The 7,144-nt window shown below is 72.0% G+C and carries 1 protein-coding gene; it reads right to left on the bottom strand.

Annotated elements, in window-relative coordinates; translation table 11 throughout:
* A partial coding sequence (locus RN743_RS00380) for an SDR family NAD(P)-dependent oxidoreductase (RefSeq protein WP_310775077.1) occupies nt 1-7,042 on the bottom strand: 7,042 nt, incomplete at its 3' end.
* Between the last annotated feature and the right edge of the window lie 102 nt (nt 7,043-7,144).

Genomic DNA, 7,144 nt, shown 5'->3' with positions numbered 1-7,144 from the left:
GTTGGTCCAGGAAGGCGTTGGCCGAGGCGTGGTTCGCCTGGCCGGGATTGCCCATGACGCCGACCCGGCTCGAGAAGAGCGTGAAGAAGTCGAGGTCGCGGTCCAGCGTCGCGCGGTGCAGGTGCCAGGCGCCGAGGATCTTGGGCCACAGCACCCGCTCGAACCGCTCCCAGCTCTGGTTGGGGAGCGCGCCGTCCGACAGCACGCCCACGCTGTGGACCACCCCGCCGAGCGGCGGCAGATCGCGCTCGATGCGCTCCAGCATGCCGTCGATGGCCGCCTGGTCGGTCATGTCGGCCAGTTCGACCTCGACCGTTGCGCCGCGCTGCCGGAGCGCCTCGATGGCCTCCTCGGCTTCGGGGTCCGGGTCCCGCCGCCCGTTCAGGACGATCGCCCCCGCGCCCCGCTCGGCGAGCCAGTTGGCCACGGCGATCCCGATCCCGCCCAGACCCCCCGTCACGAGATAGCTCCGGTCTCCGCGCAGCCCGCCCCGCACGAGCGGGGGCGTCGTCACGACGATCTTCCCGAGGTGGCGGGCCGAGCGCATGAACGACAGCGCGGCGCCCGCTTCGGCCAGCGGCCACCGGCTGTGGATGATCGGCTTGAGTTCTCCGGTCGAGACGCGGGCCATCAGACCCCGCAGGATCCGCCCCGCCCACGCGGGGTCCGTCTTCTTGACCACGTCCAGTTCGAGGATCCAGTAGCCCACGTCCGGACGCACGGCCGCCATCTCCTCCTCGGTGAGGATGTCGCGACGGGCCATCTCTACGAAGCGGCCGCCCTGCCGGAGGCAGGCGAGGCTCGCATCGATGAACCCCTCGCTCGTGAGGCTGTTCAGGACCACGTCCACGCCCTCGCCGCCCGTCGCCTCGAGGATTTCATCCCCGAAGTCGGTCGTGCGGCTGTCGAACACGTGCTCGACGCCGAGCGAGCGCAGGTAGGCCTGTTTCGGGGCGCTGGCGGTGGCGAACACCTCCGCGCCGGCCGCCTGCACGAGCTGGATCGCGGCCAGCCCGACGCCGCCCGCACCCGCGTGTACGAGCACCCGCTCCCCCGCTTCCAGCCCGGACAGTTCGAAGGACAGCGCCGCCGACACGAACGCGCTCGGCACCGTCGCGAGTCCGCTGACGGAGAAGTCCGGCGGCGCGGGGGCGACGAGTTCCTCGTGCGTGATCATCTCCGGCGCGAAGGCGCCGAACCCCAACCCGACGATGTGATCGCCAACCGAAACCGATGACACGTCGGAGCCCGTTTCGAGGATGCGGCCGCTCATCTCCCGCCCCAGCAGACCCTCCTCGATGAAGCCGAGCGACCGGAACACGTCCCAGAAGTTGAGGCCGGACGCATCGACCGCCACGCGAACCTCATGCGGTTCGAGCGGCCGCGCCGGCAGGGGCTGCACGTGCGGCCGGTCGAACACGCCCCCCGGGTCGGGCGCCAGCACCCATTCCGTCTCCTCCGGGAACTCGAGGCGCCCGGCACCGGAGTCCATGCGCACGAGGCGCGTCACCCGGCGGCTTCCGCGGCGGTACGCGATGTGGTTCTCGGGATCGGGGTAGAGGAGTTCGTTCGCGAGATCCGGTTCCGGCGCCATCGAGGCGGGGTCGAGATCGAGCATCCGCGTCTGCAGGTGCGCCGCTTCCCGGGCCACGCCCTTGCCGAACCCCCACACAGCGGCGCCGGCGAGTTCCCCGCCCCGCTCCCGCTCGAGGATCTGGGCTCCGCGCGTGATGAACCACACGCCCTTCCCGGGGGTCAGATCCGAATCGCCCACTCCCTGAACCAGCGCGAGTGCGCTCGCCACCGCGCCCTCGACGTCCGCCGCCAGTTCATCGGTCGTGGCGCGCTCCCCGTGGCCATCCAGCGCCGCGAGGTGCACGGCGCCGTGGAACGGCACCTCCTCCGGCAGGCTCTCGATCAGCGACCGCCACGCCTCGCGGTCGCTGGTGCCCTTCCCGTTCGCGAGAACGACCGTCTGGTTCCGCGACCTCAACTCGGTGGCCAGCCGCTCCGCCACGCCGCCCTCGTCCGCCGCGAAAACCCACGCGCCTGCGGGCTCCATCACCTTCGCCGGGCCCTGAGCGACGATCACGCCCTTGTCGAGCTGCATGTCGGGATCGGACTCGTCCACGCCGAGAACTTCCACAGCCTCGAACCCCGCGTCACCGAGGGCCTGGCGCCACACGCCGGGGTCGGCCAGCGCGTGGTGCGGTCGGTAGTCGTCGGCGAAGCGCCACCAGCCGTCGAGCTGCCCGAACGTGAGGTCCATCCAGCCCAGGCCGGTGAGGTTCTCGAGCGCGACCAGCTGCCCCGACGGCGCCATGAGGTCCCGGCAGTATCCGAGCGTCTCCTCCAGGTATCGCGTCGCGTGCAGCACGTTCGAGGCGATCATCAGGTCGTAGCCGTGGGCGTCGAAGCCCTGGGCGATGGGGTCCTTCTCGATGTCCATGGGACGGTATTCGATGCACCCGCCGGCGTCGCCGAAGCGCGCCTCGGCCTCGGCGAAGAAACCGGCGGAGATGTCGGTGTACACGTAGTCGAACCGCCCCTCCGGCAGCTCCGGCAGGACCGACGCGGTCGCCGACCCCGTCCCCGCCCCGACCTCGATCACCCGCAGCCGCCGGCCGTCCGGGAGCGCGGCCACCAGCGCCCGCACCGCCTCCGCCAGCATCTCGTTCGCCGCGCGCGCGACCGGCGCCTTCAGGTACAGATCCGCCGCCGTCGGCTCCCCGCTGCTGAACAGGAGCGTCAGGGGATCCTCTCCGCCCCGGAGCACGTCGGCCAGCGCGATGCCGGAACGCCGGAAGAGGCCCACCTCCGTGAGACCGTGCGAATAGCGCCCGGCCATCCCGGTCGCGAACTCGTCGAGATCCCGCGGCAGCTGCTCCGGCAGCGGATCGTCCGGCCCCACGAGGATGCGGAACCCGTCGGCCGTCTCCTCCGCCACGCCGGACCAGGCGAGCATCTCGAACATGCGGCGGAAGAGGCGCCCGTGTTCCGGGAGGACGTCCAACTCCTGCCGGAGTCGCTCCGGGTCCACCGTCTCCCCCGCCGTTCTCCGCCAGCCCAGTTCCTCGAGGGTCGCGAGAGCCCGGGCGTGCGACCAGCGCTCGAGGTCCGCCAGGAGGGCGTTGCGGTCGTCCGGGTCGACGCCCGCGTCCGTCAGGTAGCCGGCGAACAACTGCGCGCCCCCCGCGACGGCGGCGGGGCTCGGGAAGAAGTCCGCGGGAGCGATACCCAACGGAAGTTCGCGCTCGCGCCATACGATCTCGTACAGCAGGTCCTTGATCCCCTCGACCGCGGAGAGGAGCGCCTGCCGCGTGGCCCGCTTCACCGTGTAGCCGCTCAGCCGACCGAGCGGCGCGCCCTGCGGATCGTAGATGCGCAGTTCGCCGCTCAGGACCTCCGCGGGCTCGCTTCCTTCTGCCTCCGCCTCACGCGAAGCGGCGCTCAGGCGTACGTGGCACACCACCCGGTCGGGCAGCGGTCCGGCCAGCCACAGCCGCTCCCAGCCGAACGGGAGATACGTGGCGCCGCCCTCCGAACCGGCGACGTTGCGGGCCACGCCCACGGCCTGGAAGCAGCCGTCCAGCACGAGCGGATGCACGTCGAGCCCGTGTCCGGCCAGGGTCTCCGGGAGCGACACCTCGGCCACCGCCTCTCCCGGACCGGACCAGGCCCTCTCCAGCGTGCGGAAGGACGGACCGAGATCGACCCCCGTGCTCGCGCGGTGGCGGTAGTAGTCCGCCACCTCCACGGGCGAGAGATCGGCCTTCAGGCTCTCAAGGTCGACGGGGCCGCCGTCTTCGGGGTCGGGAACGCCGGCCGCCAGGCGGCCCTCCACGTGGACCGTCCAGACGCCCTCGCTCCCCCGGCTGAAGATCTGGACGCCGCGCGGCTCGGCCGGGTCCGGAGCATCGAGCACGACCTGCAGCGTCCGCCCCGCCCCTTCCGCCTCGTCCCCCTCCTCATCGAAGACGAGCGGGTTGTGCAACTGCATCTCCTCCACAACGACCGACCCGCCCTCTTCGAGGAGCGAAGCCGCGACCGTCATGGCTCCGTACAGGGCGCCGGGCGCCACGACGCGGCCGAACACGCGATGGTCTTCCATCCAGGCCGGATCCGCGGGGAACACCTCCGTCTCGAAGGCGACCTCGCCGCGGGCGGACTCGTGCCGGGCGCCCAGCAGCGGGTGGCCGGCGCTTCCACGACGCCGTTTCGGCGCTGCGAGCCAGTGGCGGACGCGCTGGAACGGGTAGCTCGGGAGCGAGATCCGTCTCCGGGTCTCCCCGGCGAAGAGTCCGGCGAAGCGAATCGGGAGGCCCGCCTCGTACGCCCCGGCCACCGCCTCCGCGAAGCCGTCGGCGCCTTCCGTGTCGGGCGCATCGGCCGGCGGCGGGGTGAGGCTGGACAGGACCGCCGGAGCCGGCGCCTGCGGTGACTCCGGCCAGGCGGAAGCGGCCATCGGGGCCAGCAGCGACCGGGGACCGATCTCCAGCACGAGGTCGACGCCGAGATCCGCCAGCGTCCGCACGCCCCGGGCGAAGGCCACCGGCTCGCGCGCGTGCCGCCGCCAGTAGGCCCCATCCAGCGTCTGCCCGGCTTCCACCGCCCGGCCCGTGAGGTTGCTGACGACGGTGAGGGACGGCGCTTCGATCGCGGCCCCGTCGAGCGACGCCGCGAGTTCGTCCAGGATGGGATCGACCAAGGCGCTGTGGAACGCCCGCTTCGTGTTCAGCCGTCGGACCCGGACGCCCTCCCCCTCGAAGCGCTTCGAGATGGCTTCGATGTCCGCGACCGGCCCGCTGACGACCTGGTGACTTCCGTTGTAGCCCGAGATGCTCAGCCCGACCCCGGACGCCGCCGCGTTCACGGCCTCGACCGCCGACGCCACCTGCTCCGGCGGCGCGAACACCGCCGCCATGCCGCCTTCAGCCATGCGCGACATCAGCGCCCCGCGCGCCGCGGCGAAACGCATCCCGTCCTCAAGGGAGAACACGCCCGCCGCCTGCGACGCCGCGAGTTCGCCGATGCTGTGCCCGATGACCACGTGGGGACGGACACCGAGGCTCTCCCACAGGGCAGTCAGCGCGCACTCCAGCGCGTAGAGCGCCGGCTGCTCCCACGCCGTGTCCCCGAGATCTCCGGCCCCGGCCGGCCGGCCGAACATGACGTCGAGCAGCGAAGCGCCTCTCTCCTCGACGAAGACCGCCTCGCAGCGGTCGAGCACGGCCCGCGCCACGGGTTCGCTCTCGTAGAGCGCCGCTCCCATCCCGGCCCACTGGCTCCCCTGCCCCGTGTAGGCGAAGGCCACCCGGGCCGGCGCCCCCGACGGCGCGCCCCCGCCGGGCGCGGCCAGCGCGACGAGCCGTTCCCGCAGCGACGCCGCGTCGCGGAAGACGACGCCCGCGCGGTGGTCGAAGTGGCTCCGTCCCACGCCGGCCGTCCACGCCATGTCCGAGAGGAGCGGGTCCGAGGCGAGGTCCCCGAACGACGGTCCCTCGGCATGCTCGTCCAGCCACGACACGTACCGTTGGGCGAGGTCGCTCAACGCGCCCTCCGACTTCCCCGACAGCGGAAGCACGCGCACCGCGCGCGGGCCGACTCCGTCCGGGACCGGCACGTCCGCCACCGTCGCCGACATGGAAGCCGCCACCGGCACCCCGGCGCCCGCGACCCATCCCCCATCGGCCCGGGCTTCGTCCGGTTCCTCGTCCGGTGCGCGGTATTCCTCCATCACGAGGTGGGCGTTCGTCCCGGAGATCCCGAACGAGTTGACCCCCGCGCGCCGTGGCCCGTCCGTGCCGCCCGGCCACTCCATCATCGACGACGTCACCCGCAGCGGGAGACGATCCCAGTCGAGACTCGGGTTCGGATCGCGGAAATGGAGGTGCTTCGGGATCACGCCGCGGTGCAGGACCAGCGCCGCCTTGATCACGCCCGCCACCCCGGCGGCCGATTCGAGGTGCCCGATGTTCGTCTTCACCGAGCCCATGAGAAGCGGGTTGTCGGCGTCCCGGCCCTTGCCGTAGACCGCGACCACCGCGTTGGCCTCGATCGGGTCGCCCACCGTGGTGCCCGTCCCGTGGGCCTCCAGGTAGTCGACTTCCAGGGGAGAGACGCCCGCATCCGCCAGCGCCGTCCGCATCACCTCTTCCAGCGCCGGCGTGTGCGGCACCGTCAGCCCCGTGCTCGCCCCGCCGTGGTTCACGGCCGAGCCGCGAATCACGGCCCAGATCCGGTCGCCGTCCGCCGCCGCCTCGCTCAGCCGCTTGAGGACGACGACCCCGCAGCCCTCGCCCCGCACGTATCCGTTCGCCGACGCGTCGAAGGTTTTGCACTGCCCGTCCGGCGACAGCATCATCGCGTCCGCGCGGAGTTCGTAGATGCGGCCGTTGAGGATCGCCTGCACCCCGCCCGCGATGGCCAGGTCCGCCCTCCCCTGCTGCAGGTCCGCCACCGCGTCGTGCACCGAGACCATGGAGGAGGCGCACGCGGCATCCACCGCCTTCGCCGGCCCCCGAAGCCCCAGCACGAAGGAGACCCGGCCGCTCGTGCCGTTCAGGTTCGTGCCGCTGAGCGCGTAGAGACAGCTGGCCGCCTCGGCGGGCTTGCTCGAGTCCACGACGAGCATCCGGTACTCGTCGTTGCTGATCCCCGTGTAGACGCCGGTGAGCGTCTCCCTCAGCCCGTCGGGATCGATCCCGGCGTCCTCGAGCGCCTCCCAGGTCGTCTCCAGCATCATGCGCTGCTGCGGGTCCAGCAGTTCCGCCTCCACCGGCGAGATCCTGAAGAAGGCGTCGTCGAACAGATCGATGTCGTCCACGAAGGCGCCGAAGCGGCAGCCATCGCTCAGGACCGCGTGGTCCCCGAAGATCTGGCCCCAGCGCCCCACGCCGGAACCCGGGACCCCTTCCTGGACGGAGTTTCCGCCCTCCTCGAGCAGGCGCCAGAACGCCGGAATGCCGGACGCGCCGGGGAAACGGCACGCCATCCCGATGATCGCGACCGGCTCGGCCCGCCGCCCGTTTCGATCTGCCATGGTGTATGATCCCCTTGCCGGCCGGCTTACCCGCACCGGACATTTGTACGCCGCAGTGTCACCCGAAAGCCGTGTCACCCGAAATATGACGTGAAATACCAC

The sequence above is a fragment of the Candidatus Palauibacter scopulicola genome (assembly GCF_947581915.1).
Lineage (GTDB): Bacteria > Gemmatimonadota > Gemmatimonadetes > Palauibacterales > Palauibacteraceae > Palauibacter > Palauibacter scopulicola.
Note: the sequence above shows the minus strand (reverse complement) of the source record. Positions and strands in the feature narration are given on the sequence as shown.